Raw genomic sequence first — 24,961 nt, 5'->3', positions numbered from 1 at the left:
AAGTTTGTGATACAATAGTTAGAAACAATAATTTTAAAAAGGAGAAAAGACACATGCACATTTTTGATGAGCTAAAAGAGCGTGGTTTGATTTTTCAAACGACTGATGAAGAAGCTTTGCGTAAAGCCCTAGAAGAAGGTCAAGTTTCTTATTATACTGGCTACGATCCAACTGCTGACAGCCTTCACCTAGGCCACCTTGTCGCAATCTTGACAAGTCGTCGCTTGCAGCTAGCAGGTCACAAACCTTATGCGCTCGTTGGCGGTGCTACAGGTCTCATCGGAGATCCGTCCTTCAAAGATGCTGAACGTAGTCTCCAAACAAAAGACACAGTAGATGGCTGGGTCAAGTCTATCCAAGGACAACTTTCTCGTTTTCTTGACTTTGAAAATGGCGAAAATAAAGCTGTCATGGTCAACAACTACGACTGGTTTGGCAGCATCAGCTTCATTGACTTCCTCCGAGATATCGGAAAATACTTTACTGTCAACTACATGATGAGTAAAGAGTCTGTTAAAAAACGGATCGAAACAGGAATTTCTTACACTGAGTTTGCTTACCAAATCATGCAAGGTTATGACTTCTTTGTCCTTAACCAAGACCATAATGTCACTCTTCAAATCGGTGGTTCCGACCAGTGGGGAAATATGACAGCTGGTACCGAATTGCTTCGTCGTAAGGCTGACAAGACTGGCCATGTAATCACTGTTCCATTGATCACAGATGCAACTGGTAAGAAATTTGGTAAATCAGAAGGAAACGCAGTCTGGCTCAATCCTGAAAAGACTTCTCCATACGAAATGTACCAATTTTGGATGAACGTTATGGACGCAGACGCTGTTCGCTTCTTGAAGATCTTTACTTTCTTGTCACTTGATGAGATTGAAGACATCCGTAAACAGTTTGAAGCGGCTCCACACGAACGCTTGGCTCAAAAAGTCTTGGCTCGTGAAGTCGTAACACTTGTTCACGGAGAAGAAGCCTACAAAGAAGCCCTCAACATCACTGAGCAACTCTTTGCAGGAAACATCAAAAACCTTTCTGTTAAAGAGCTTAAACAAGGACTTCGTGGAGTGCCAAACTACCAAGTTCAAGCAGATGAAAATCACAATATCGTGGAACTGCTCGTCTCATCTGGTGTGGTTAACTCAAAACGCCAAGCCCGTGAAGACGTCCAAAACGGAGCTATCTACGTCAACGGCGGCCGCATCCAAGACCTTGACTATGTCTTGAGTGACGCAGATAAGTTAGAGAATGAACTGACTGTTATCCGTCGCGGTAAGAAAAAATACTTTGTATTGACTTACTAAGCTGTTCAACATTTACCTATAAAAAAGGAGTTAACCTCGAGAAAGGTAACTCCTTTTTGTTGTTGATAACCACATCTATCTAGCCTTAATAGACAGGCTACGCAGGACTATGCGTAAGGTTGTTAGATTATGTAAGATAGAAAGATTTGAAGGGCTGAGCCAATTAAACAATCCAAAGCCAATCAAACTACTATTTACGACAACGGTATCTTGAATATTCTTCTTGATGAGTGTTTGCAAAGATGATGATAGCCAATCCAACTCTTGGAAGAAATCCAAACGATTATCTAACAATAAGATATCACTCATCTGCTTAGAAATATCTGCACTCTCATTCATCACCACACCAATATCTGATAGGGTTAGAGCCGCTGAGTCATTCAACCCATCCCCAACCATCAAAATAGTGTGACCTGCTTTCTGCAGTTCCTCTACTAACTCAAATTTCCCATCAGGTTTCAAGTCTGTATAGACCTGATCAAAGGGCAAATCTTTGACTAATTCCTCTGTCCTAACCATGGTGTCCCCTGTTGCCAGAATCAATTTTTTCCCTTGTGCCTTAAGTTTCTCCAAGGCTGCTTTTGCTTCTTTTCTCAAAGGAGTATGAATACAGAACATTCCAATCAATTCATTCTGATAAGCCAAGAATAAGAGATTGTAGTGACTCTTGTACTCTTCAATTAAAGCATTTTGTTCTGAACTGATATGAATTTGCTCATCCTGCATCAAAACATAATTCCCAATAAGAACTGGTTGGCCATCTATATGAGATTTAATCCCCTTGCTTGCGATATATTGGAGTTTCCCATGCATTTCCTCATGTTCAATCCCCTCTATCTCAGCTTGCTTGACGATGGCATTAGCAATAGGATGATAAATGTGTTCCTCAAGACAGGCACTGATTCTGAGAATATCTTCCTCACTGTAGTCCCCAAAAGGCAACACCTTTTCAACTATAGGATAGCTAGTTGTGATTGTCCCAGTCTTATCAAATAAGAAGGTATCAACTTCCAGATATTTCTCCAGAACATCTCCATCCTTAATCACCATTTCACGGTTCAACCCCTCCTTGATAGCTGCCAAATAAGCTACCGGAGTAGAAATTTTCAAAGCGCAGGAGAAATCGACTAATAGGAAAGAAATAGCCTTCGAAAAAGAACCTGTCAATAGGTAAGTTAGCCCAGCCCCCAAGAAATTATATTTGACGACCTTGTCCGCCATTTTGATGAAATAGCGTTGTTTCGTTTTCTTGTGTTCTTCAGATTTCTTCATTAACTCAATCAGTTGTAAAATTCGGCTGTTCATCTGATTATCGGTTACACGAATACGTAACTCTCCAGTTTCTAATACTGTATTTGCACAAACCAAATCAGATTCTCTTTTTTCAACTGGAAAACTCTCTCCCGTCAAGGAACTTTCGTTGACCATACCTAAACCTGAAACTACTTGTCCATCAAACAGAATTTCATTTCCTTGAGATAGAACCAAGACATCTCCTATTTGAACATCGGAACTCTTGATACTAACGACCGTATCGCCCTGCACTAAGAATACATCGCTCTCTTTTGCAAGAAGGCTTTGTTCTAAATCTGTTGCCGTTTTTTTCAAGGACCACTGATCTAAATGATTCCCCAAATCAAGCATAAACATGATATTGCTAGCTGTCTTGGATTGGTTCATAAACAAGGACAATAAAATCGCCGAACAGTCCAAAACCTCCATCGTTAGTTCCTTACGCGCTAGTGTTTGATAGGCTTCTCTAATATAGCCAAAGGCCTGATAACAAGTCCATATATAGCGAATAGGATACGGCACAAAACTACGAAAAAGTATACGCTTAATCGCTGCACCTGAAACAATAGAATAAGCACTCTCTTCTCTACGAATGGGAAGAGTCATCAACTCAGAAACTTTCCCTTTATCAATTCTTTTTAAAAAGGCTTCTGCATTATCTAATACAGAAAAGCCTTCTTTTATACGTAGAGTAAAGTGCTGTTGATCCATGTAAAACTGGATAGACTCAATCCCCTTTTCATCTCTCGCCAAGGAACGAAGATAGTCTTGAATATCCAAGGTGAGTGAAAAAGAAGATGATAGTCGGATATGTTGGTATCCTCTATGTAGCACTTTAAAAGACATATTATTCTCCTATAAGGCTATCTAATTGCTCTTCTTTTTTCTCTTGCTCGTACAAATATTTGGCATCTTGCAAGACATCGTCTCCATGTTGCTTCACAACAGAAACAGATGCATCTAGCTCGTCTTTTAACTTATAAGCCTTAGCCAAGGCTTTAGAATAACCTTTTTTAGCTTCCTTACTTGCTAAGATTTTCAAGCCAAGGGTACCAAATGCGACACCACCCAAAAAGAGTGATGATTTTTTCGCAACTTTTGCGACGCTCAATACTTCTTTTAACATACTTATTTCCTCCTTATCATTATTATATAGCAATTTAGATATAAAAGCAATTTTATTTTATAAATTGGAGAATTATACTCAATGAAAATCAAAGAGCAAACTAGGAAACTAGCCGCAGGCTGTACTTGAGTACGGCAAGGCGACGTTGACGTGGTTTGAATTTGATTTTCGAAGAGTATTAGTTTTATTTCTACTGAATCTCCCATCTACTTACTCCTAAAGTTGCTTTCATTTGCCTCTTTTGATACACTTAAACTATGAATACAAATCTCAAACCCAAACTTCAGCGTTTTGCTTCTGCGACTGCCTTTTCCTGTCCTATCTGTCAAGAAAATCTGACTCTGCTAGAGAACAGTCTCAAATGTAACAATCGCCATTCTTTTGACCTGGCGAAATTCGGCTATGTTAATCTAGCCCCTCAAATTAAGCAATCTGCCAACTACGACAAGGAAAACTTTCAAAACCGCCAACAAATCCTAGAATCTGGCTTTTACCACGCTATCTTAGAGGCTGTATCTGACTTGTTAGCAAATTCAGAAACTAGCACCACAGTCTTAGATATCGGTTGTGGTGAAGGATTCTATTCTCGCAAACTACAAGAAAGTCATCCTGACAAAACCTTCTATGCCTTTGATATTTCCAAAGATTCTGTCCAAATCGCTGCTAAAAGTGAAGCCAACTGGGCAGTCAATTGGTTCGTTGGCGACTTGGCACGACTTCCTATAAAAGACGCCAGCATGGATATCCTACTTGATATCTTCTCACCTGCCAACTATGGAGAATTTCGTCGCGTTTTATCCAAAGACGGTATCTTGATAAAGGTTATTCCAACGGAAAATCACCTCAAAGAAATTCGCCAGAAGGTACAAGACCAACTGACAAACAAGGATTATTCTAACCAAGATATCAAAAATCATTTCCAAGAATACTTTACCATCCTATCTAACCAAACGGTCTCTCTGACTAAGACTATCACAACAGAGCAGCTTCAAGCCCTACTCAGCATGACGCCCCTACTCTTTCACATCGACCAGAGCAAGATTGACTGGAGCCAACTGACAGAAATTACCATTGAAGCTGAGGTTCTGGTTGGGAAAGCATTCTAAACTAGACTTCCCAAAGGTATAAAACTTACCGAAAATCTTCAATATTACAAAAACGCATAAGAACAGGACACAAAACCTTAATCTTATGCGTTTTGTTATAGTTTCCCTACACATTAAGGGGAAATAGTTGAAATCAGTTCTCTTAATAGCCATTGAATACCATATATTACATTTACCCCAAATATGATATAGGCCGTATAAATCAAATATTTCGATTTCTCCCGTCTCAAAGAATAGATCTTGTACAAGATAAACAAATTTAAAATAATAAATAATAGAGACAAAAGCTTCCTCCAAAAATCAATAAAGGTACACAGCTAAGCATAGCCCTAAACTTTATTTTCGATTCGAGATAACAAACTTATCAATGAACAATAAGTGATATAAGGCCAGTACCAGACCCCAAATGCTACCACGAAAAGAGAATTCTTGATGATTGAGAGGAAACAAATCGTGATTACCTATATAGAGGCAGGTCAAAATGATAAATAAAATCCAAAATAAATCAGTCCATCTATATTTTGAAAAATATTTTTTCCACATAAAAACACCTTCTTTCCTACAATTATATTATAATACTTGATGTAAACGGATGCAAGAAATATGAGGTAATCAACTACGAAGAAGCATGAGGTTGAAGACCGTAAAAACCAGCATTTAAATCCTTCACTGTATCTAGGATTTCCCTATTTTTAGACAGGATTGACTAAAATCCACAACATTTAAAAAAGCGAATTTCAATCGAAACTCGCTTTTTTACAAAATGTATTAGTATAAATTTTGTATCTTATACTCAATGAAAATCAAAGAGCAAACTAGGAAGCTAGCCGCAGGTTGCTCAAAGCACTGCTTTGAGGTTGCAGATAAAGCTGACGTGGTTTGAAGAGATTTTCGAAGAGTATTAGTTCAAGTGCCAGATATCTTCGTTATACTGAGCGATTGTACGGTCAGATGAGAAGAATCCTGCTTTAGAAATGTTAACGATAACTTTGTCCAACCATGCGTCACGGTCTTCGTAGTCAGCCAACATTTGCTCTTTGACTTTGATGTAATCTTCTAAGTCAAGAAGAGTCATGAACCAGTCTTTGTTGATCAATTCATTGTAAAGACGTTCCAAGCGCTCTTTGTTTCCAGCTGCAAGAACTGCATCGCTAACGATGAAGTCAACCAATGGTTTGATAGCTTCACGAGCGTAGAATTCGCTTGATTTGTAAGCTGCTTTTGCGTAAAGGTCGATAACAGTTTCTGAATCTTCACCAAAGATGTAGATGTTTTCGTCGCCAACCAACTCAGCGATTTCCACGTTAGCACCGTCCATAGTACCAAGAGTCAAAGCTCCGTTCAACATGAATTTCATGTTACCAGTACCTGAAGCTTCTTTAGAAGCAAGTGAGATTTGTTCTGAGATATCACATGCTGGGATAAGGAAGCTTGCTGCAGTAACGTTGTAGTTTTCAACCATAACAACTTGCAAGTGTGGAGCAACTGCTGGATCGTTAGCAATAACTTCTGACATGCAAAGGATCAAGTGGATAATGTCTTGAGCGATTGTGTAGGCTGGAGCTGCTTTACCACCAAATAAGATTGTGATTGGACGAGCAGGAATGTTACCAGCTTTGATGTCAAGATATTTGTGGATCACGTACAAGGCGTTCATTTGTTGGCGTTTGTACTCGTGAAGACGTTTGATTTGGATATCAAAGATAGAGTTTGGATTGATTTCCACACCTTGGTGTTCTTTCAAGTGGCGAGCCAATTTACGTTTGTTGTGAGCCTTGATGCTTTCCAATTTTTCTTTGACAGCTGCTTTGTCTTCATAAGACAAAAGTTTTTCAAGTTCATCTGCTTCATGGTGCCAACCTTCTCCAAGAATCTCATCCAAGTAGTGAGATAGTCTTGGGTTAGCATGCATGAGCCAACGACGGAAAGTGATACCATTTGTTTTGTTGTTGAATTTTTCTGGGTAAAGGTCGTAGAAAGCTTTCAACTCAGAGTTCTTCAAGATTTCAGTGTGAAGTGCTGCTACCCCGTTAACGCTGTATCCGTAGTGGATATCCATGTGAGCCATGTGAACACGTCCGCTCTCATCGATGATTTGAACAGCTGGATCTTTGTATTCTGCTTTCACGCGACGGTCCAATTCTTCGATGATTGGTACCAAGTGAGGAACCACTTCTTGCAAGAATTCAAGAGGCCATTTTTCAAGGGCTTCAGCAAGGATTGTGTGGTTAGTGTAGGCAGTCATGCTACGAACGATTGAGATTGCTTCGTCAAGCTCGATACCACGTGCAGTCAAAAGACGGATCAATTCAGGGATAACCATTGATGGGTGAGTATCGTTGATTTGTACAACTGCGTAATCAGCAAGGTCATGCAAGTTGCTTCCTTTTTCGATTGCTTCGTCGATGATCAATTGCGCACCGTTTGAAACCATGAAGTATTGTTGGAAGATACGGAGCAATTCACCTTGACGGTCACTATCATCTGGGTAAAGGAAAAGAGTCAAGTTGCGAGCGATATCTGTCTTGTCAAAGTTGATACCATCTTTAATAATAGAAGAATCAACTGAATCCAAGTCAAACAAACGCAAGCGGTTTTTAGTTGCTGTTTCATAACCAGTAACATCAATATCGTAAAGAGTTGATGTCAAAGTAAAGTCTGCAAATGGTACTTGGTAGCTACGGCTTGAGCGAACCAACCAGTTTTGCTCTGTCAACCATGCATTTGGAATTGTTTCTTGTTGGTTGTTTTTAAGAACTTGTTGGAAAAGACCAAAGTGGTAGTTAAGACCAACACCGTCACCGTTCAAACCAAGAGTCGCAATTGAGTCGATAAAGCAGGCAGCCAAACGTCCCAAACCACCATTACCAAGAGATGGTTCCAATTCAACTTCTTCAACTTCAATCAAGTCTTTACCTGCAGCTGCAAGTTCTTTTTTGACATCGTCGTAAAGACCAAGATTGATCAAGTTGTTTGACAAGAGTTTACCAATCAAGAACTCAGCTGAGATATAGTAAACTTTCTTTTTACCAGTGTTGACTGGTTTTTGGCTACTTGCAAGCTTGCTGTAGTTAAGAAGAGCAAGGTAAAGCTCTTCATTGCTACATTCTGCAATGGTTTTATTGTAACGATTTTGTACAAATTCTTGTAGTGATAACATGTTTAAGGTGTCTCCTGATATTGTATTATTTCTTTAATTCTACCAAATTTTCATTAATTCGTCGATAGATTGTTGTCAAGTCAAGCAAACCTTCCTCGACAGCTGGTGTCAATTGATCTTCAGTCATACGCCAAGACCAGTTTCCACCAAGGGTAGATGGGAAGTTCATACGAGCTGTCTCATCCAATTCTAGCAAATCTTGCATAGTTGCAATTGCCATGAAGCTAACTGATGAAAAGACTGTACGAAGCATAGCGTGTGGCACTGTTTCGTATTCTTTACGGTTAGTATAGCGAGCCATGTACTCACGAGTCGCATCATCGATCTCGTTACGGTACCAACCAAGGACCGTGTTGTTATCGTGTGTTCCTGTGTACATAACTGAGTTAGCAGGTGCCAAGTGTGGGCTATCGATACTTTCATCTTCTGGGTTGAAAGCAAATTGAAGAATCTTCATTCCTGGGAAGCCAGTACGTTCACGCAACTCAATAACTTCATCAGTCATGAAGCCAAGGTCTTCTGCGATGATGTTTAGCTCACCAAGTTCTTCCTTAACGGCTGCAAAAAGCTTGTAGCCCGGACCTTTCACCCACTCACCAGGTGCTGCTGTATCGGAACCAGCAGGGATTTCCCAGTAAGATTCGAAACCACGGAAGTGGTCGATACGAACGATATCGTAGATTTTGAAGCTTTCACGCAAGCGTTCAATCCACCATTTGTAGCCGTCTTTGTCCATTGCTTCCCAATCATAGATTGGGTTACCCCAAAGCTGACCAGTTGCAGAAAACTCATCTGGTGGGCATCCTGCGATGCAAGTCGCCTTACCGTTGACATCTGTCTTGAAGAGATGTGAATTTGCCCACATATCGCTTGAATCTTCCGCTACGTAAATTGGCATGTCTCCAACGATTTCGATGTGGTTGTCGTTAGCGTAAGCTTTCAATTTCAACCATTGTTGGAAGAAGAAGTACTGAGTCACACGGTGGTAAACCAACTTGTCTGCCAATTGCTCACGGTAGCTTTCAAGTGCTGAAGCTTTACGAACGCGAGCATCTGCATCTGGCCATTCAGTCCAAGCAAGATTTTCAAAATGCTCTTTGATAGCCATATACTCAGCAAAGAGCTCAAGCCATGATTGGTTGTCTTGAGCAAATTTCTCAAAATCTTTAACATCTCCAACTTCAAAGAAACGTTTCACCGCTTTTTCTAAAAGAGGACGACGTGCATAGTAAATCTTAGCATAGTCAACTTCAGACGGATCGCTACCAAAGTCAACTCCTTCAAGGTCACTTGCTTCCAACAAACCTTGCTCCACCAAGATATCCAAATCGATAAAATGAGTGTTCCCTGCGAAGGCTGAGAAAGACTGGTAAGGAGAATCCCCGTAACTAGTTGTTCCTAATGGAAGGATTTGCCAGTAACGTTGTTTTGTGCGAACCAAGAAATCAACGAAGTCGTAAGCACTTTGACCAAACGATCCGATTCCGTAGGCTCCTGGGAGAGAAGAGATGTGCATCAACACACCACTTTGACGTTTTTTCATAAACAACACCTCGTGTATTTGTAGTTTAAATTTTCATTTTTGGGCGCAAACGTTTGCGTTAAGATAAGTATACTTTATTTTTGGAATAATTGCAAGCGTTTTTAAAAAACTTTTTGATTATTTTTTTAAAAAAACTTGTCCTTCTTTATGTATACATATACATTTTTCTTTTCTATTTACAAAATCTTCTTCAACTATAAATAGAAGGCTCAACTTAGCCTACTTTTGGTCTAGAGCAATTTATTTTTTGTTCAAAATTTAGGCAATCGTTTCCCTAAATAATTTCAGTAAAATCATGAAAATATATTTTCCGACTTTTCTTCTATTACAAACAAATAAAACGCTTACCATTCCCGTGAAATTTTTTTAAAATTTTTACAAAAAACACTTGCAACCGTTTTCTATTTGTGCTATACTAGTCCCATAAAGGAAAACGTTTGCGTTTCCTCATTATAAAATTTGTTATTCTTTAGGAGGAATACACTATGTCATCTAAATTCATGAAGAGCACTGCTGTGCTTGGAACTGTTACACTTGCTAGCTTGCTTTTGGTAGCTTGCGGAAGCAAAACTGCTGATAAGCCTGCTGATTCTGGTTCATCTGAAGCGAAAGAACTCACTGTATATGTAGACGAGGGATATAAGAGCTATATTGAAGAGGTTGCTAAAGCTTATGAAAAAGAAGCTGGGGTAAAAATCACTCTTAAAACTGGTGATGCTCTAGGAGGTCTTGATAAACTTTCTCTTGACAACCAATCTGGTAATGTCCCTGATATTATGATGGCTCCATACGACCGTGTAGGTAGCCTTGGTTCTGACGGACAACTTTCAGAAGTGAAATTGAGCGATGGTGCTAAAACAGACGACACAACTAAATCTCTTGTAACAGCTGCTAATGGTAAAGTTTACGGTGCTCCTGCCGTTATCGAGTCACTTGTTATGTACTACAACAAAGACTTGATAAAAGAAGCTCCAAAAACTTTTGCTGACTTAGAAAACCTTGCTAAAGATAGCAAATATGCCTTCGCTGGAGAAGATGGAAAAACTTCTGCTTTCCTAGCTGACTGGACAAACTTCTACTATGCATACGGACTTCTTGCTGGTAACGGCGCTTACGTATTCGGACAAAACGGTAAAGACGCTAAAGATATCGGTCTTGCCAACGACGGCGCTATCAAAGGTATAGAGTACGCTAAATCTTGGTATGAAAAATGGCCTAAAGGTATGCAAGATACTGAAGGTGCTGGTAACTTAATCCAAACTCATTTCCAAGAAGGTAAAACAGCCGCTATCATCGACGGACCTTGGAAAGCTCAAGCCTTCAAAGATGCTAAAGTAAACTACGGTGTTGCGACTATCCCAACTCTTCCAAACGGAAAAGAATATGCTGCATTTGGTGGTGGTAAAGCTTGGGTCATCCCTCAAGCCACTAAGAACCTTGAAGCTTCTCAAAAATTTGTAGACTTCCTTGTTTCAACTGAACAACAAAAAGTATTATACGATAAGACTAACGAAATCCCAGCTAACACTGAGGCTCGTTCATACGCTGAAGGTAAAAACGATGAGTTGACAACTGCTGTTATCAAACAGTTCAAGAACGCTCAACCAATGCCAAACATCTCTCAAATGTCTGCAGTTTGGGATCCAGCGAAAAATATGCTCTTTGATGCTGTAAGTGGCAAGAAAGATGCTAAAACAGCAGCTAACGATGCTGTAACATTGATCAAAGAAACAATCAAACAAAAATTTGGTGAATAAGAAATTTGTTCAAGGGGGGTGGAAATCAAATCCCCCTTTGAATTTATCAACAAAAACACAAATAGTTTAGGTTTTATATAGAAACCAGTATCCTATGAAAGGAGTTATTATGGAAAAGCAACAACCTAGTAAAGCAGCCCTGCTGTCTATCATTCCTGGGTTAGGACAGATTTACAATAAACAAAAAGCCAAAGGTTTTATCTTCCTTGGTGTAACCTTTGTATTTGTCCTCTACTTCCTAGCACTTGCAGCCCCTGAATTGAGCAATCTCATCACTCTTGGTGACAAACCAGGTCGTGACAATTCCCTCTTTATGTTGATTCGCGGTGCCTTCCATTTAATCTTTGTAGTTGTTTATGTACTCTTTTATTTCGCAAATATCAAAGATGCACATACAACTGCCAAACACATTAACAATGGCATACCAGTAGCACTTACCTTTAAAGAAATGGTCAAAGGAATCTATGAAAATGGCTTCCCTTACCTCTTGATCATTCCATCTTATGTTGCCATGACTTTTGCGATTATCTTCCCAGTTATCGTAACCTTGATGATCGCCTTTACCAACTACGACTTCCAACACTTGCCACCAAACAAATTGTTGGACTGGGTTGGTTTGACGAACTTTACGAACATCTGGAGTTTGAGTACCTTCCGTTCTGCCTTCGGTTCCGTTCTTTCTTGGACTATCATCTGGGCTTTGGCTGCCTCAACTTTACAAATCGTAATCGGTATCTTCACAGCTATCATTGCTAACCAACCATTTATCAAAGGAAAACGTATCTTTGGTGTTATTTTCCTTCTTCCTTGGGCTGTCCCAGCCTTCATCACTATCTTGACATTCTCAAATATGTTTAATGATAGTGTCGGTGCTATCAACACTCAAGTCTTGCCAATCTTTGCTAAATTCCTTCCTTTCCTTGATGGTGCTCTTATTCCTTGGAAAACAGATCCAACTTGGACAAAAATTGCCTTGATTATGATGCAAGGTTGGCTTGGATTCCCATACATCTACGTTTTGACTTTAGGTATCTTACAATCTATCCCTAACGACCTTTACGAAGCAGCTTATATTGACGGTGCCAATGCTTGGCAAAAATTCCGCAACATCACTTTCCCAATGATCTTGGCCGTTGCGGCACCTACTTTGATCAGCCAATACACCTTCAACTTTAACAACTTCTCTATCATGTACCTCTTCAATGGTGGAGGACCTGGTAGTGTCGGAGGTGGAGCTGGTTCAACCGATATCTTGATCTCATGGATCTACCGTTTGACAACAGGTACATCTCCTCAATACTCAATGGCGGCAGCTGTTACCTTGATTATCTCTATCATTGTCATCTCAATCTCTATGATCGCATTCAAGAAACTACACGCATTTGATATGGAGGACGTCTAAGATGAATAACTCAATTAAACTCAAACGTAGACTGACTCAAACCCTTACTTACCTCTACTTAATTGGCCTATCAATCGTGATTATCTATCCACTTTTGATTACCATCATGTCAGCCTTTAAAGCAGGTAACGTCTCAGCCTTTAAACTAGATACTAATATCGACCTCAATTTTGATAACTTTAAAGGCCTCTTCACTGAAACCTTGTACGGTACTTGGTACCTCAACACTTTGATTATCGCCTTAATTACTATGGCTGTTCAAACAAGTATTATCGTACTTGCTGGTTATGCTTACAGCCGTTACAACTTCTTGGCTCGTAAACAAAGTTTGGTCTTCTTCTTGATTATCCAAATGGTGCCAACCATGGCCGCTTTGACAGCCTTCTTCGTTATGGCACTTATGTTGAACGCCCTTAACCACAGCTGGTTCCTCATCTTCCTCTACGTTGGTGGTGGTATCCCGATGAATGCTTGGCTCATGAAGGGCTACTTCGATACAGTGCCAATGTCTCTAGACGAATCTGCAAAACTAGACGGTGCAGGACACTTCCGCCGCTTCTGGCAAATTGTTCTTCCACTTGTTCGCCCAATGGTTGCTGTACAAGCTCTCTGGGCCTTCATGGGACCTTTCGGGGACTACATCCTCTCTAGTTTCTTGCTTCGTGAGAAAGAATACTTTACTGTTGCCGTTGGTCTCCAAACCTTCGTTAACAATGCGAAAAACATGAAGATTGCCTACTTCTCAGCAGGTGCTATCCTCATCGCCCTTCCAATCTGTATTCTCTTCTTCTTCCTACAAAAGAACTTTGTTTCAGGACTTACAAGTGGTGGCGACAAGGGATAATATATCCCCGCCACCCTTTTTCATTTTATACTCTTCGAAAATCTCTTCAAACCACGTCAGCTTCCATCTGCAACCTCAAAACAGTGTTTTGAGCAGCCTGCGGCTAGTTTCCTAGTTTGCTCTTTGATTTTCATTGAGTATTAGCGATTGCTACTGTAAATAATATTCTTGCAACAAGCAATTTTTCTCCTAGACTTGAAATAAAGCGCATTTCTCTATATAATAATACTCATATAGAAAACACCTTTTAGAAAGATACAAATGCTTCCATATCCATTTTCCTATTTTTCAAGTATTTGGGGATTTCGTAAGCCCCTGTCCAAACGTTTCGGGCTCAACTGGTTTCAGCTTCTCTTTACCAGTATCTTCCTTATCAGCTTATCTATGGTACCTATTGCCATCCAAAACAGCTCCCAGGAGACTTATCCGCTAGAAACCTTTATCGATAATGTCTATGAACCATTGACAGATAAGGTTGTCCAGGATCTCTCTGAACACGCTACAATTGTTGATGGCAAATTAACTTATACAGGAACAGCTAGTCAAGCGCCTTCTATTGTAATCGGTCCAAGCCCAAGCAAAGAATTACCTAAGGACCTGCAACTGCATTTCGATACGAATGAGCTAGTCATCAGCAAGGAAAGTAAAGAACTGACCCGTGTCTCTTACCGAGCGATTGATACTGAGAGTTTCAAAAGTAAAGATAGCTTGACCCAAGCAATTTCTAAAGACTGGTACCAGCAGAATCGTGTCTATATCAGTCTCTTCCTAGTTCTCGGTGCTAGCTTCCTCTTTGGTTTGAATTTCTTTATCGTCTCTCTAGGGGCGAGTCTTCTCCTTTATATCACTAAGAAATCACGCCTCTTTTCATTTAAAACCTTTAAAGAGTGCTACCATTTTATCTTGAACTGTTTAGGATTACCAACTCTGATTACGCTTATTTTGGGATTATTTGGCCAAAATATGTCAAACCTCATCACTATACAAAACATTCTTTTTGTCCTTTATCTGGTCACTATCTTTTATAAAACGCATTTCCGTGATCCAGATTACCATAAATAGGAGATTTTTATGCCCGTTACGATTAAAGACGTGGCCAAGGCTGCTGGTGTTTCGCCTTCAACCGTAACCCGTGTTATTCAAAATAAATCAACCATTAGCGACGAAACAAAAAAACGCGTTCGCAAGGCTATGAAGGAGCTCAATTACCACCCTAACCTCAACGCTCGTAGTTTGGTAAGCAGTTATACCCAAGTTATTGGCTTGGTCCTTCCTGACGACTCAGACGCCTTCTATCAAAATCCTTTCTTCCCATCTGTCCTCCGTGGTATCGCCCAAGTCGCTTCTGAAAACCACTATGCTATTCAGATTGCAACAGGTAAAGATGAAAAAGAGCGCCTTAAAGCTATTTCACAGATGGTTTACGGTAAACGTGTGGATGGTTTGATTTTCCTTTATGCCAAAGAAGAGGACCCTTTGGTTAAGTTAGTAGCAGACGAGCAATTTCCTTTCCTTATCTTAGGTAAATCTCTATCTCCCTTCATTCCGCTTGTCGATAATGACAATGTCCAAGCTGGTTTTGATGCGACAGAGTATTTCATCAAAAAAGGTTGCAAGCGAATTGCCTTCATTGGAGGGACTAAGCGACTCTTCGTAACACAAGACCGTCTGACAGGTTACGAGATGGCTCTAAAACAACACCAACTTCCTCTCGATACTAATCTGACTTGCTTTGCTACTGAATTTCTTGAAGATAATGGTTATCGCTTTAGTAGACTTCTCTTCAAACACGATTCAAATATTGACGCTATTATTACCATTGATAGTCTCCTTGCTGCAGGGGTCTGTGATTACATCGCAAAACACCAGCTGGATGTCCCTGTTCTCAGCTTCGACTCAGTCAATCCCAAGCTCAACTTGGCAGCCTATGTCGATATCAATAGCCTAGAACTTGGTCGAACATCATTTGAAACGATTCTTCAGATTATCAACGATGCTAAGAGCAATAAACAAATTTGTTACCGTCAGTTAATCGCCCACAAAATTATCGAAAAATAAAAACCAGCTCGAGCTGGTTTTTTTGATCACTAATTATCTGTTTCAACGAACCGTCCCAAAATATGAACATTCTCCGAGACAGAGACAAAGGCGCTTGGATCCACCTGTTTCATAATCTGTTTAAATTCATTAAACTCTGCACGTGTAATGACAGTGATTAAAACTGCCTTTCTTTCGTGATTATAGGTTCCTTCTGCATCGTGGATCATGGTTGCACCGCGGTGCAATTTTTTATGGATTTTTTCAATTACCTTCTCTGGATGATTGGTCACAATCATGGCCTGCATCCGTTTTTGCTTGGTAAAGACAGCGTCTGTGACACGGCTAGAGACAAAGATGGTAATCATAGAGTAGAGAGCGTATTCCCAACCAAAGGTCAAGCCTGCTATCAGCATGATGGTCCCATTTACCAAGAAAGAAATACTACCAACATTCTTACCCGTTTTCTTGCGAATAGTCAGGCTGACGATATCCGTCCCACCACTGGAGATATTGTTTCGAAGAGCAAAACCAATCCCCAAGCCCATGACAACACCCCCAAAAAGGGCATTGATAATGGGATCCTCCGTCAAGGTCGCCACAGGGACAAACTGGATAAAGAAGGAACTCATGGATACCGTTATAAAGGTAAAGACGGTGAACTTATGCCCAATTTGATACCAAGCCAAGACCATCAAAGGGAAATTAATGGCATAGAAGGTCAACGAAATCGGGATATGAAAACCAAACCAGTGATTACTCAAGGCAGAGATAATCTGTGCCAGACCTGTCGCACCACTCGAATACACATGACCTGGTTGGAAAAAGAAATTGACCGCTACTGCTGATAAAAATCCATAGACCAGAGAGGCCGAAATCTTCTCATCATATTTTTCGCGAGAGATGCTTTGTAAGACACGTAAAATTTTTATCTGATGAGCAAAGCGGCGCAGATAATAGCGCCACCGCTTAATTCGTTTTGCTTGTTTCATCTTCTTCTACTTGTAAGCTGAGTTCCTCTAGTTGTTTGAGAGCTACTGTTGAAGGAGCTTGTGTCATTGGGTCACTTGCCTTATTGTTCTTAGGGAAGGCAATAACTTCACGAATATTTTCTTCTCCTGCTAAGAGCATGACAAATCGGTCAAGCCCGATAGCCAAGCCACCGTGTGGTGGGAAACCATAGTCCATGGCTTCAAGAAGGAAACCAAACTGGTCATTTGCTTCTTCGGCTGAGAAACCAAGAGCCTTGAACATACGTTCTTGAAGGTCTTTTTGGTTGATACGAAGGCTACCACCACCAAGTTCATAACCGTTCAAGACAATATCGTAAGCAATGGCACGAACCTTCGCCAAATCACCTTCTAATTCGTGAGCAGTCTCTTCCTGTGGTAGAGTAAATGGATGGTGGGCGCTCATGTAACGACCTTCTTCTTCAGACCATTCAAACATTGGCCAGTCAACAACCCAAAGGAAGTTGAATTTATCATTATCAATCAAACCAAGCTCTTTGGCAATACGTCCACGAAGGGCACCAAGCGTTGCATTGGCCACTTCAAGCGTATCCGCCACAAAGAGAACCAAGTCCTTATCTTCAAGTGCAAGCACTGTTGTCAATTCTGCTTGGATGCCTGTCAAGAACTTAGCAACTGGTCCATTTAATTCTCCATCAACCACCTTGACCCAAGCAAGACCTTTGGCACCATATTGTTTGGCTACTTCCGTCATCTTGTCGATGTCTTTACGTGAGTAGTTGTCCGCTGCGCCTTTGACTACAATGGCTTTTACAGCAGGTGCTTCTGAAAAGACTTTAAAGTCTACACCTTCGACCACTTCTGTCAAGTCTTGAAGCAACATGTCAAAACGCGTATCAGGTTTATCAGAACCATAAAGAGCCATAGCATCATCGTATTTCATACGAGGGAATGGAAGCGTCACTTCGATGCCTTTAGTTTCTTTCATCACGCGCGCAATCAAGCCTTCTGTGATATCTTGGATTTCTTGCTCAGTAAGGAAAGATGTTTCCAAGTCAACCTGTGTGAACTCAGGCTGGCGGTCACCACGCAAGTCCTCGTCACGGAAACATTTAACGATTTGGTAGTAACGGTCAAAACCAGCATTCATCAATAACTGCTTAGTGATTTGCGGACTTTGAGGAAGCGCGTAAAAATGCCCTTTATTAACACGAGATGGCACCAAATAGTCACGCGCCCCTTCAGGCGTTGACTTAGAAAGGAATGGTGTCTCCACGTCGATAAACTCCAACTCATCCAAGTAGTTGCGGATAGAGTGGGTCACCTTAGCACGAAGTTTAAGATTTTCCAACATTTCTGGACGACGAAGGTCAAGGTAACGGTAACGCAAACGTGTATCGTCATTGGCCTCAATGCCATCCTTAATCTCAAATGGGGTTGTATTAGCTGTATTCAGCACTGTCAGAGCTGTCACGTTTAACTCAACTGCACCAGTTGGTAACTTATCATTGGCTTGCTCACGCGCAGCGACCTGTCCAGTCACCTCGATAACAAATTCGCTACGAAGGCTTTCAGCTGTTGTCATGATCTCTGCAGATACTTTTTCAGGGTTGATAACCAACTGCATGATCCCTTCACGGTCACGAAGATCGATAAAGATCAAACCACCAAGGTCACGACGACGGCCAACCCATCCTTTCAAGGTTATTTCTTGTCCGATGTGTTCCTCACGAACACGACCAGCATACATACTACGTTTCATGTTTTCTCTCCTCTTTTATTCTGTTACTATTTTACCATAAAAGCGCAGGCTCTTCATGAAAATCAGCAGAAAAGTTTGTCAGTCTTTAAAAATCAGGTAAAGTCCCTAAAAATTAGCGCCCATACAAAAATCCGATGAACTTCATCGGACTCTTTTATTTTGAATTGTTGCCTGCTTTGCGCTTTTCAGCGATTTCAGCTGCCTTTCGAGGCAAGACGATTTCCGTCGTGTAAGCTGTCCCAAAGCGCAAGACACCTGCAATAGGGGCAAAGACAACTGCTAGATAGTTGTAGAAGAAATCGCCCTTAAAGGCATAAGCTAGCGCCCCAATGATGAAAAATAGAACAACTGCTTGAATCACTGCTAATAAAATTACTCGTTTCATGTGACCTCCTGACTCTATTATAGCATGAGAATCATCAAAAAGCTGACTAAATTATTCAAAGCGTGGAGAGAAATACTGTAGACCAGACCTTTTCTGCTAATATAAGCCAAGCCCAAGCTAAAACCAAGACTAGTATAAACTAAAAATTGTTGCACATCACCTGGGAAATGAATCAAAGCAAACAAAACACTGGATACCAGAAGAAACAGAACCTGTTTGCTCTTGTCCTGCTTAGGGAAGAGATAGCGTGCCAGCATTCCTCTAAAGAGGAGTTCTTCCGTCAAAGGAGCAAAAATAACGACAGCAAAGAATGAGAAAAGTGGTTGAGACAAGGTCAAGTCTGTCGCTATTTGTTGATTTACTGAAGGATCATCTGGCAAGAAAAACTGGACAACCAGAGATAAGAACCAAACCAAGGCAGGGAGCCAAATAAATCGGTTAAAGCCACTCTTCTCAATATGAACAGGAGCTTTCTGATACCATTTGTAAATGCCGTACACGTATACTCCAGCCAAGGCCACATAGAGCAAGGTAACAGCATAGGGGGAAGCGCCTAAGGCAAGCGAAGCAGTCGCGAGCCCCTGAATGAAGCTATAGATAAAGAAAAAGGATAGAAGGGCTAGAAGAAACCAGCCGAGGTTTTTAAGTAATTTCATAAAGGTCTCCTATCTTGCTTTATAGCTGTTTTTCAATACAAAGAGGTTTGCTATCCCTAACACAAGTACCCAGGCAAGTAACATGCCGATATTAGAAAAGGATATTTCCCCACCTTTTTTATTTAAAAGATTTACAATAGGACCGACGAACGAGTAATCCAACACTTTCTGAGCCGTATCATTTTGAAGAGCAATCATAGGTAAAAAAGAGACAATTAACATAGGGAAGATACTATAAACTTGCGCTTTAGATTGAGTATCTGACACCGCACCGATTAGAAGGTTGAGAAAAATAATACTAATCGTTGCTAGGAGCAAATAGATAACGTAGGCAAATAAATAACCAGATATATCTACTTTAAGATAGATGGGAAGTACAATCATAGCAAGTAACATTATCAGAATAGGGAGAACAAGCATACTAAGAGTATATTCTGTTGCTGTCACACCACTTAGAATGAGTGATTTAAGATTGCGCTTTTCCTTATCTTCTGCCATCATAATCGATACCATATAACCACTTCCCATACTCAAGACCATGGTCAAACTCGTAGAGAGGAGCAACATACTCAATTCTCCATTCTTATTCATGAATTCATTATATAGAACAGCAATACCAAAAGGCATCAATAAAGTTGCTAACAAACTTGAATTGCTAATAAGAACTTGTACTCTTAACCATAGTAGGGCATTTAATTTTCTAAACATCTAACTTTTCTCCTGTCAATCTGATAAAGATTTCTTCTAGTGTTGGCTCACAAGAGTGAACCACCATCAAATCTGTCGTGTCTAAATGTGGCAATTCTTCAAATGGAACTATCTGTTCTCGTCCATCGTTATAAACCACATGTACTTTCTTATCCACATGGTACTTCTGGATGATATCTTGCGGACTTCCATACTCTATTAAGTTACCCTTATTTAAAAGAGATAAGCGATCACAAAGCAGAGTTGCTTCATTCATATCATGCGTGGTCAGAAAGATAGTTGTCCCCGCATGCTTTAATTCTTGAAGTAGGGTATGAATCATCTTAGATGTTGTAGGATCTAAGCCACTAGTTGGCTCATCTAGAAAGAGAATCTTAGGAGCATTCAGAAGGGCACGGGCCAAGAACATTCGTTGTTTCATTCCAGTAGATAACTTTTCTGCGATAATATCTTTAGCATCTGCCAATCCAACCTGTTGAAGCACCTGAACTACTCTATCTGACTTGAGACCATATAGCTTAGCATAGATGAGAAGATTTTTGTAAAGACTCATCTTTTCATAAAAACCACTGCCATCACTAACTATACCAATTTGTTCCAAATCCTTTGAGGTTAAATCTTGAGAATTCTTGCCTAACAAAACTGTTTTACCTTGATCTGCAGCCAACTGACCTGTTAAGACATTGATCATGGTTGTTTTACCTGAGCCAGAAGGTCCAAGAAAACCAAAGATTTCACCTTCCTTAATCTCAAAAGAAATCTGATGAAGAGCTTTTTTGCTCCCAAAACTTTTGCTTACATTTTCAACACGAATCATAGAAACTCCTTTATTTGAAATAACGTTTTACCATAGGTAACTGCATCACATTGATATAAATATGGATAGCTCCTACAAGCAAGAAGGCTAGTAACTGAATCTCTCCTGTCAGTAAGGAAAAGAGATCAATCAAAATATACAAACCTGGCAAGACATACTGGTTTAATTGGAATAAAATTCGAAAACTCTGTTCCAAATTAGCCTGGCGCTCCCCTTCATCGTAAGAATTGATAAAGTCCATGACATCCTTTGGTGTAGAGAAAAATGCCAAATCAAACTGACGAACAATCGCAATGGTCTTAAAAAGATATTTTTGAACACTGAAAATCAGCACTAATCCCAAAAAAGAAAGAGATAAGGTTAGATGGCTTCTATTTAGTACAAATGCTTCACTACCTGAGATGAAAAGAGCCAATAAAATCGCTACGCTTGCACTATTAAAAGCAATAGTTCCAAACTCGAGATTCCGATACATCTGCACATAATAGGTTTCATTCAGATCATCATCCATTTCCTCTTGATACAAGGAGTGAAATTTTCTGCTTTTCTTTAAGAAATTGAACGTCAAAAGAATGCTAATGAAACCTAATACTAAACAAATAGCTGATATCCATGGTATCAAGATTTTTACATCTAAAATAATTTCGTGGGATTCGGCACCAGCCTTCAACATATCTACAAATATGTACAAGAAACCTCCCAAGACAATAGACATTAAAAATAACAAGACACCTTTCTTTTTCTTTTTCATATTCATTCTCCTTTTTCACTTGCTAGATTGTTTGCTTTCTTTTCAATCCAGTCAACGACTGGGATAAGAGCAAAGTAGACCCAAATAAATTGGTTACTCTGATAGGGATTAAACCATCCTAAGTCCATCCCAATCAATAGAAATACGCTGACTAATAAAGCTATGGCAACTACATAATAGATTACTTTATACTTGTTCATCACTCGTCCTCCTCCAAGCGAAATACCGATTCGACTGTTTCGTTGAAAATCTGAGATATTTTCAGGGCAATGATAATGGATGGGGTGTACTCATCCCGTTCTAGTAGGCTAATGGTCTGTCTGGAAACCCCTGCTAGCTTAGCCAGTTCGGTTTGATTGAGACCATCGCGAGCCCGAAGCTCTTTTAGACGATTTTTAAGCATTCCTTTCTCCTTTTCTCTTAACTTGCTTACATTGTAACACATCTTTTTCTTTTTGACAAGCATATTTGTCAAAAAGTTTATGATTTTTGTCATTTTGCAAAAGAAAAAGGTCAGGGGTAGGTTCCTGACCGGTTTATCTATCATTAAAATCCTAGTTTTTCAAAGATTTCTGAGAAGTTTTGGCTGATTGTCTCAAGTGACACTTGCACTTCTTCTCGGGTTTGGTTGTTCTTGACCGTCACTTGTCCACTTTCGACTTCGCTCTCTCCTAGGGTGATGAGGGTCCTAGCCGTAAAGACATCGGCTGACTTGAACTGAGCTTTGAGCTTACGGTTGAGGTAATCACGCTCTGCTTTGAATCCTTGTTGGCGAAGAGCCTGTACTAATTCCAAGGCCTTGACATTTGCTCCTTCGCCCAAGACTGCGATATAAACATCTAGGGCATTTTCAATAGGAAGGGACACACCTTGCTTCTCAAGAATGAGAAGCAGGCGCTCTACACCAAGTCCAAAACCAAATCCAGCAGTTTCAGGGCCACCAAAGTAAGCAACCAAACCATCGTAACGACCACCTGCACAGACTGTCAGGTCATTGCCCTCAATCTCAGTGATAAACTCGAAAATGGTGTGGTTGTAGTAGTCCAGACCACGCACCATATTGGTATCGATGATATAATCTACTCCAAGATTCTCCAACATCTGACGCACAACATCAAAATGAGCTTGGCTTTCTTCATCAAGGAAGTCCAAGATAGAAGGCGCATTCTCTACTGCTACCTTGTCTTCTTTCTCCTTAGAGTCCAAGACACGAAGAGGATTTTCCTCCAAGCGACGCTGGCTATCCTTAGACAAGGTCTCCTTGAGCGGTGTCAAATAGTCAATCAAGGCTTGACGGTAGGCCGCACGACTCTCAGGATTTCCAAGAGTGTTGAGGTGCAATTTGACACCTTGGATTCCGATTTCTTTCAAGAAATGGGCTGCCATAGCGATTGTTTCCACATCGGTAGCTGGATTGCTAGAGCCAAAACACTCAACACCAATCTGGTGGAATTGGCGCAAACGCCCTGCCTGTGGACGCTCATAGCGGAACATTGGGCCCATGTAGTAGAACTTACTTGGCTTTTGCACTTCTGGCGCGAAGAGTTTATTTTCCACATAGGAACGGACAACTGGCGCTGTTCCTTCTGGACGGAGGGTAATATGGCGGTCACCCTTATCGTAGAAGTCATACATTTCCTTAGTTACGATATCCGTTGTATCTCCGACAGAGCGACTGATAACCTCGTAGTGCTCAAAAATAGGCGTGCGCACTTCTGCATAGTTATAGAGCTTGAAAATTTCACGGGCAAAGCCCTCAACGTACTGCCACTTGGCAGACTCAGCAGGTAAAATATCCTGCGTTCCTTTTGGTTTTTGTAATTTCATAGGGAATCCTCTTTAAACTTAATAGTCTTATTTTACCATAAATAGAGGGATTAAAACAGTGAGAAAAAAATTAGGATTTAAATATCATTTTTAAGATTAATAACTGTCAAAAGAATAGCTAGCAAGGAAAGACCAACAAATAGCATCCAAGTCAACTGTATATTCCATACAGCTATAAGTGAAAAACAAGCTGTTCCCACAGGTATGGACAAGGTAAACAAGAGACCTAAAAAATTACTGGTACGAGCCAGAACCTCTGGAGCTAGATTTTTCATGAGCATGGCACTAATCTTTGGTTGAACTTTACCAGACACATACAGAGTTGAACAGAGAAATAGTAAACCAAGTACGACTTGATTGAATAAATTAGCTAGACCAACTAGACTGAGTCCTACGGTCACCCACATCATCAATCTAGGCAAGGACTGCTTCCCAAAATAATCATTGCCCGTAAGGCTACTGATGATGACTGCTACTAAGACACCGACTTGATTGATAAATAGTGCCTCTGTGTAAGAAAAATTCAAGAGAGAATGGCTCAAAAAGAAGATATTATAAATTCCACCCAAAGCGCCACCCAAGGCATTGATAAGCAAGACAGCAAAGAGCATAAAACCAAAGTTTTTCTGTCCACTTTTAAGAAAAACAAGACGCAAATTTCGATAAATCGTTAGGAACTGGTCTTTGATAGGAAGCTTCTCATTCTTTAGGATTTCACCATCAGCAGATGACATTGACAGGCTCAATTTGCTTTTTCCTAAAAAGAGAATAAAGGCTGATACGAGGAAAAAACAGGCATTGATTCCCGCAACGAGGGAAAAATTGTTGACCGATAGGCCTAAGAGCCAGACTCCGAAAGCTTGACCACCAATAGCTGAAATATAGGTGATGAACTGTGAAAAAGAGTAAGCTTCCATCAGATCGTCTTCAGCTACTTTTTCCTTAATAAGAGGCATGCGCAAGCCACCTGCAAAATCACTAATCACATCACTAATGACATTGATTAAGCACAGGCTAGAAAAGGCAAAGAGACTAGCTTGCTGGACAACTAGGGCTGCTAGAAAAAATAAAACCGCCTGAAACAAACCGCTATAGATCATCCATTTGACCTTGTCCCTCGTGTAATCTGCCCGAATCCCTACAAAAACTGTAAAGAGAGTAGGAAGAAGCATGACAATATTCGCCATAGCAACCGCAAACGAGGCTTGTGGCAGGGTCGATGCATAGACGATAAAGACCAGATTGAAAATTGAAGCACCAAAAGCATTGAAGAAGCGTGACAAAGTCAAGAGGCGATAAGCTTGATTCCTAAACAATAGTTTCATAGGTAATCTCCCTTCTTGTTAGAAGTTTTATGTGAAGTATGACTATAGTATAGCACTTAGAAATTCTAGAGAAAAACTTTTGAATATATGCAACAAATGAAATGAGCAAAAAGAAACAATAGAATTTCTCTAGTGGCACGAGAGAGCCCAACAGTTCTATCGCTTAAAATTTCAAATAATT

23 protein-coding genes are annotated in these 24,961 nt (G+C 40.3%); 7 read left to right on the top strand and 16 right to left on the bottom strand.

Features of this window, described 5'->3' with window-relative positions; genetic code table 11:
* The first annotated feature begins 53 nt into the window (after positions 1 to 53).
* A complete protein-coding gene (tyrS, locus tag CYK18_RS06940; RefSeq protein WP_101785816.1) occupies positions 54 to 1,310 on the top strand; it encodes a tyrosine--tRNA ligase in 1,257 nt (418 codons plus the stop codon).
* Positions 1,311 to 1,385: 75 nt separating this feature from the next.
* Here tyrS and CYK18_RS06935 read toward each other — a convergent pair whose 3' ends face one another.
* Together CYK18_RS06935 and CYK18_RS06930 are read right to left on the bottom strand one after the other, a co-directional pair.
* Positions 1,386 to 3,449, bottom strand: a complete 2,064-nt coding sequence (locus CYK18_RS06935; protein WP_101785814.1) for a heavy metal translocating P-type ATPase — start codon at positions 3,447 to 3,449, stop codon at positions 1,386 to 1,388.
* A 1-nt stretch (position 3,450) separates the two neighbouring features.
* The gene (locus tag CYK18_RS06930) at positions 3,451 to 3,729 is read right to left on the bottom strand and encodes a DUF6110 family protein (protein WP_000910903.1); all 279 of its coding nucleotides are present in this window, start codon (positions 3,727 to 3,729) and stop codon (positions 3,451 to 3,453) included.
* A 257-nt stretch (positions 3,730 to 3,986) separates the two neighbouring features.
* On the opposite strand from CYK18_RS06930, the gene CYK18_RS06920 reads away from it, so the two are divergent.
* Positions 3,987 to 4,835, top strand: coding sequence for a putative RNA methyltransferase (locus CYK18_RS06920; protein ID WP_101785812.1), 849 nt, complete (start codon positions 3,987 to 3,989; stop codon positions 4,833 to 4,835).
* A 336-nt stretch (positions 4,836 to 5,171) separates the two neighbouring features.
* Here CYK18_RS06920 and CYK18_RS11115 read toward each other — a convergent pair whose 3' ends face one another.
* The 3 genes from CYK18_RS11115 to malQ all read right to left on the bottom strand — a co-directional run bounded on the left by CYK18_RS11115 (position 5,172) and on the right by malQ (position 9,538).
* Positions 5,172 to 5,378 (bottom strand): hypothetical protein, encoded by a 207-nt coding sequence (locus CYK18_RS11115; protein ID WP_101785810.1) that lies wholly within the window; start codon positions 5,376 to 5,378, stop codon positions 5,172 to 5,174.
* 358 nt (positions 5,379 to 5,736) lie between these two features.
* On the bottom strand, positions 5,737 to 7,995 hold the full coding sequence (gene glgP / locus CYK18_RS06905) for a glycogen/starch/alpha-glucan family phosphorylase (protein ID WP_000950168.1): 2,259 nt from the start codon (positions 7,993 to 7,995) through the stop codon (positions 5,737 to 5,739).
* Positions 7,996 to 8,020: 25 nt separating this feature from the next.
* Positions 8,021 to 9,538, bottom strand: a complete 1,518-nt coding sequence (gene malQ, locus CYK18_RS06900) for a 4-alpha-glucanotransferase (RefSeq protein WP_101785808.1) — start codon at positions 9,536 to 9,538, stop codon at positions 8,021 to 8,023.
* Between the two features lie 485 nt (positions 9,539 to 10,023).
* On the opposite strand from malQ, the gene CYK18_RS06895 reads away from it, so the two are divergent.
* The 5 genes from CYK18_RS06895 to CYK18_RS06875 all read left to right on the top strand — a co-directional run bounded on the left by CYK18_RS06895 (position 10,024) and on the right by CYK18_RS06875 (position 15,599).
* On the top strand, positions 10,024 to 11,295 hold the full coding sequence (locus CYK18_RS06895) for a maltodextrin ABC transporter substrate-binding protein (protein ID WP_077804580.1): 1,272 nt from the start codon (positions 10,024 to 10,026) through the stop codon (positions 11,293 to 11,295).
* Positions 11,296 to 11,404: 109 nt separating this feature from the next.
* Positions 11,405 to 12,697 carry a carbohydrate ABC transporter permease gene (locus CYK18_RS06890; RefSeq protein ID WP_180948021.1) on the top strand — a complete coding sequence of 431 codons (1,293 nt, stop codon included), beginning with the start codon at positions 11,405 to 11,407 and terminating at the stop codon, positions 12,695 to 12,697.
* Position 12,698: 1 nt separating this feature from the next.
* Positions 12,699 to 13,541, top strand: coding sequence for a sugar ABC transporter permease (locus CYK18_RS06885; protein ID WP_001065646.1), 843 nt, complete (start codon positions 12,699 to 12,701; stop codon positions 13,539 to 13,541).
* A 261-nt stretch (positions 13,542 to 13,802) separates the two neighbouring features.
* Positions 13,803 to 14,603, top strand: coding sequence for a DUF1189 domain-containing protein (locus CYK18_RS06880; protein WP_101785804.1), 801 nt, complete (start codon positions 13,803 to 13,805; stop codon positions 14,601 to 14,603).
* A 9-nt stretch (positions 14,604 to 14,612) separates the two neighbouring features.
* Positions 14,613 to 15,599, top strand: coding sequence for a LacI family DNA-binding transcriptional regulator (locus CYK18_RS06875; protein ID WP_101785802.1), 987 nt, complete (start codon positions 14,613 to 14,615; stop codon positions 15,597 to 15,599).
* 29 nt (positions 15,600 to 15,628) lie between these two features.
* On the opposite strand, the gene CYK18_RS06870 is transcribed toward CYK18_RS06875, so the two are convergent.
* From CYK18_RS06870 to CYK18_RS06815, 11 genes are all read right to left on the bottom strand, one after another.
* Entirely contained in the window at positions 15,629 to 16,570 is a 942-nt protein-coding gene (locus CYK18_RS06870) for a YitT family protein (RefSeq protein ID WP_024057518.1), read from the bottom strand.
* The gene (gene aspS, locus CYK18_RS06865) at positions 16,548 to 18,311 is read right to left on the bottom strand and encodes an aspartate--tRNA ligase (RefSeq protein ID WP_101785800.1); all 1,764 of its coding nucleotides are present in this window, start codon (positions 18,309 to 18,311) and stop codon (positions 16,548 to 16,550) included. Before aspS ends, CYK18_RS06870 begins: the two co-directional genes overlap by 23 nt.
* A 154-nt stretch (positions 18,312 to 18,465) precedes the next feature.
* A complete protein-coding gene (locus tag CYK18_RS06860) occupies positions 18,466 to 18,696 on the bottom strand; it encodes a hypothetical protein (protein WP_000832185.1) in 231 nt (76 codons plus the stop codon).
* A gap of 17 nt (positions 18,697 to 18,713) precedes the next feature.
* Positions 18,714 to 19,352: a CPBP family intramembrane glutamic endopeptidase gene (locus tag CYK18_RS06855; protein WP_045606593.1), complete on the bottom strand. Its 639-nt coding sequence runs from the start codon at positions 19,350 to 19,352 to the stop codon at positions 18,714 to 18,716.
* Between the two features lie 9 nt (positions 19,353 to 19,361).
* Positions 19,362 to 20,060: an ABC transporter permease gene (locus CYK18_RS06850; RefSeq protein ID WP_101785798.1), complete on the bottom strand. Its 699-nt coding sequence runs from the start codon at positions 20,058 to 20,060 to the stop codon at positions 19,362 to 19,364.
* Positions 20,053 to 20,877, bottom strand: coding sequence for an ABC transporter ATP-binding protein (locus CYK18_RS06845; RefSeq protein WP_101785796.1), 825 nt, complete (start codon positions 20,875 to 20,877; stop codon positions 20,053 to 20,055). Before CYK18_RS06845 ends, CYK18_RS06850 begins: the two co-directional genes overlap by 8 nt.
* Positions 20,878 to 20,887: 10 nt before the next feature.
* The gene (locus CYK18_RS06840) at positions 20,888 to 21,628 is read right to left on the bottom strand and encodes a DUF3169 family protein (RefSeq protein ID WP_180948020.1); all 741 of its coding nucleotides are present in this window, start codon (positions 21,626 to 21,628) and stop codon (positions 20,888 to 20,890) included.
* A 2-nt stretch (positions 21,629 to 21,630) separates the two neighbouring features.
* Complete coding sequence (locus CYK18_RS06835; protein WP_101785792.1) at positions 21,631 to 21,828, bottom strand: hypothetical protein; 198 nt, start codon at positions 21,826 to 21,828, stop codon at positions 21,631 to 21,633.
* Entirely contained in the window at positions 21,828 to 22,031 is a 204-nt protein-coding gene (locus CYK18_RS06830; RefSeq protein WP_025173208.1) for a helix-turn-helix transcriptional regulator, read from the bottom strand. The genes CYK18_RS06835 and CYK18_RS06830 overlap by 1 nt, the downstream gene beginning before the upstream one ends.
* Before the next feature lie 143 nt (positions 22,032 to 22,174).
* Positions 22,175 to 23,455, bottom strand: coding sequence for a histidine--tRNA ligase (hisS, locus tag CYK18_RS06820; RefSeq protein WP_101785790.1), 1,281 nt, complete (start codon positions 23,453 to 23,455; stop codon positions 22,175 to 22,177).
* A 77-nt stretch (positions 23,456 to 23,532) separates the two neighbouring features.
* Entirely contained in the window at positions 23,533 to 24,780 is a 1,248-nt protein-coding gene (locus tag CYK18_RS06815) for an MFS transporter (protein ID WP_101785788.1), read from the bottom strand.
* Positions 24,781 to 24,961 lie beyond the last annotated feature (181 nt).

The organism is Streptococcus mitis (assembly GCF_002860865.1).
GTDB classification, from domain to species: Bacteria; Bacillota; Bacilli; order Lactobacillales; family Streptococcaceae; genus Streptococcus; species Streptococcus mitis_AT.
The sequence above is the reverse complement of the archived record's forward strand: the minus strand, read 5'-3'. Positions and strand labels throughout refer to the sequence as shown.